Below are 2,992 nucleotides of genomic sequence, written 5' to 3'. Positions count from 1 at the left end.
TCTTTGCCGCCGTCCGGGTCGTTGCAATGTCCATTCGTGGTACCAATACCGCCGTCTTGCGAAGGTCAACCCGTCCAGCGTATCCGCCCCCTTGGAAATGACGTCAATATTCGGGGACCGCAGGCGCCGCATAGCGAAGATAGGAATTGGTCGCCTCACGGCAACAAGGCGAGAGGCAGACACGCTCGTCCGGTCTATATGGCCTCGGCGCCGAAAGTCGAGCACCAGTGCGACAGGCGGTCCCTCAGGAGGGCATCCCGGCTATAGGCCATCGTCTCATCCTCCAGACGCTCGATGATTTCGAGCGAAAAGGCGTCGGGCCCGTGCTGGTTCCAGGCCGCCTGCAGCGCGCCGTGGGGGTAACCGCCCTGCCGCAACGTGAACCACAGCCGGTTCTGAATGGTCCTGAGGTCAAGCGCGCGGCCGATCCAGCGCTGGCCCGAGGTCTGGCAAACGACCGCATAGATGCCGGCGACGGCCTTGCGCTCCCGGTAGGCCGCAACCGCCGCCTTTCGTTGCTCCCGATCCATCACCACCTCCATTTGCTCGCCTCCTATATCGCCCGGGTAAAAACATTGCAATATTTTACCCGGATTTAATCAGGCTACGCCTGGAAGAGGCGCGACACCGCGGTCCCGCGGCACGATCGCACCCGAGTTATGCGGCGAACCGCCCTCCGGGACTCGAAGAGGGCGCAGGGAATGCCGGGTGAAGGCCTCACCCATGGCCCGCCAGCAATAAGAAAAGCTGGCGGCAGGTACCACAGATCCTATGGGGTGGCGGGTGGTCAAGAGAGACCCAAGATTGGATTTGTGACCATCCAGCCTCGGAGGATCAAGATGATCAAGCTCGCTCGCACTGACACACCCGCCGCATCGGAGCATGCCACGGTTTACCTTGCGTTTGAACTGAGCAAAGCGAAATGGAAGCTCGGCGTGCTGCTTCCGGGTTCGCAGAAACTGAGCCGCTACACGATCAACGGCGGCGACCTGGCAGCCCTGGCCGCCCGGCTTGCGGACATGCGCAAGAAGGCTGCTGCTGCCGCGGGCGACCGGCCGGTGCGCATCCTGTCATGCTATGAAGCTGGCCTCGACGGCCACTGGCTGCACCGCTGGCTGACGGAACAAGGCGTCGTCAATCATGAGATCGACCCTTCCAGCATCGAGGTAAACCGTCGTGCCCGGCGCGCCAAGACCGACCGGATCGATCTGGAGAAGCTGATGCGGGCGTTCCTGGCTCATTTGCGGGGCGAGCCGCGGGTCTGCAGCATCGTCCACGTGCCGAGCGTTGAAGATGAGGATCGCAAGCGCCGCACCCGTGAACGGGACCGTCTGATCGAGGAGTGCACGGCTCACGGCAACCGCATCAAGGGACTGCTGCACGGCCAGGGCATTCGCGATGTCCATCCGCTCAATCGCTCGTTCATCAAAAGCCTTGCCGGCCTGCGCACCGGTGACGGTCGTCCCCTGCCGGAGCGGCTCAAGAACGAGATCGTACGCGAACACGAGCGACTGTGCCTGGTAGCCCGGCAGCTCAAGGAACTCGAGGCCCAGAGCAAAGCCGAACTGCGCGCCGCCCGGCCCGGCTCGCCGGAAGCCAGGATCATGCAGCTGATGGATCTCAGGAGCATCGGCCCGGTCGGAGGTCAGACGTTGGTCAACGAGGTGTTCTATCGCGACTTCAACAACCGTCGTCAGGTCGGCAGCTACTTTGGTCTTGTCGGCACGCCCTATGACAGTGGCGAGCGTAGCCGTGAGCAGGGCATCAGCAAAGCCGGCAACCGGCGCGCCCGTCAGCTCGCCGTCGAGCTGGCGTGGCTATGGACGGTCCATCAGCCCGACAGCGCACTGACGCGCTGGTTCCGCGAGCGGGTGCGCGACGTCAAGGGACGCATCCGGCGAATCGCCATTGTCGCGCTGGCCCGCAAGCTGATGGTGGCGCTATGGCGCTATCTGAAGACCGGCGTTGTTCCCACCGGCGCCGTGCTGCGTCCGAGTTTGTGAACGGCTGCCGCGTGCCATGACAGCCGACGTGAGCCAGGACCGACGCGTGACCGTGCTGAACCGGGGGCATAAACCTCCCGCTCTCACAGAGGGGTCCCGTCTCTGCTGGGCCTTGCCTTCACCCGTGCATGAAAGATCAGGGTACCGGGCCTCGCGCCCGACCGGATACAAGGTGATGCGGTCGTTCCGCATTGTCATTCACGGCCCAGTCCTCGCATCACGTCTTGCCTGCCATCGCCACCGCGCGCGTTGCAGGCGCGCCATTATTGCGCCGAGCTCGTCGCGCTCAAGGCCGCTGACGCGCCGCCTCCGGCGGTGGCCTTCGGCCAGCCTTGACCGCGTCTCACTTCGGCGCAAAAGAGCGCCGCCAACAAACGACGCCCTCTTGACAACCTGCTCCCCATACAAGGTTCAGCCGGAACAATCCGGCATTCCCTGCGCGATGGTTTTAACGGTGTCCTTCGTGCTCTCCCTGGGAACCGGGCTTTCTTGCTCCCATCGCCGCGCGGATCGCATCCGCGCAACTTGACACCAGCGTCGGGCTGTCAGGACCACACGACTTCGCCGTCCGTGCGAGCCGGCGTTCGTCCAACGCAGCTCTCACGTCCATCGCAGCCCACCTCCACGTTCGTGACGACGCGTCCGTCCCTCTGCACGAGGCGGGATGGCGCGACAAAAGCATGATTCCGAAAATCCGTAAAGAAAAATCTTCGAGTCGGAATCAAAGCGGGATCGCTCACGTTGATTCCATTCACCAATTTCTGTTTTTTCGCATTCAGCTGGCTCGGTGATTTCAAGCCGAACAGCGCGAGACTCTGCAGATTTTCGCCCGAAGATGGGCGAATCACTCGCAACCATCGCCGCGTCGGTTGCAGGGATGTACTCGCATCGCACCACTTTTCATGGCAGGTGCGTACTCGAGCGCAAAATATCGGTTACGTGAAAAGCCATTTTAACGCTGCTGATCCTGATCTTCCTCAAATTCGATA

General features: G+C 62.5%; 3 protein-coding genes. 2 read left to right on the top strand and 1 reads right to left on the bottom strand.

Annotation, left to right across the window (positions count from 1 at the left end):
- Window positions 1-194: 194 nt before the first annotated feature.
- Window positions 195-542, bottom strand: coding sequence for a GIY-YIG nuclease family protein (locus VFG49_RS05825; RefSeq protein ID WP_324858578.1), 348 nt, complete (start codon window positions 540-542; stop codon window positions 195-197).
- 297 nt (window positions 543-839) lie between these two features.
- Here VFG49_RS05825 and VFG49_RS05820 point away from each other — a divergent pair, with 297 nt between their 5' ends.
- Window positions 840-2,003 carry an IS110 family transposase gene (locus tag VFG49_RS05820; RefSeq protein ID WP_324858577.1) on the top strand — a complete coding sequence of 388 codons (1,164 nt, stop codon included), beginning with the start codon at window positions 840-842 and terminating at the stop codon, window positions 2,001-2,003.
- A gap of 741 nt (window positions 2,004-2,744) precedes the next feature.
- The coding region (locus tag VFG49_RS05815; RefSeq protein WP_324858576.1) for a hypothetical protein at window positions 2,745-2,992 on the top strand (248 nt) is incomplete at its 3' end.

The sequence above is a fragment of the Dyella sp. genome (genome assembly GCF_035685885.1).
GTDB lineage: Bacteria > Pseudomonadota > Gammaproteobacteria > Xanthomonadales > Rhodanobacteraceae > Dyella.
Note: the sequence above shows the minus strand (reverse complement) of the source record. Positions and strands in the feature narration are given on the sequence as shown.

Bases quoted from the DNA above. Each gene is read 5' to 3' on its own strand.
- VFG49_RS05820 (WP_324858577.1), top strand. From the start codon at position 840: ATGATCAAGCTCGCTCGCACTGACACACCCGCCGCATCGGAGCATGCC.
- VFG49_RS05825 (WP_324858578.1), bottom strand. From the start codon at position 542: ATGGAGGTGGTGATGGATCGGGAGCAACGAAAGGCGGCGGTTGCGGCC.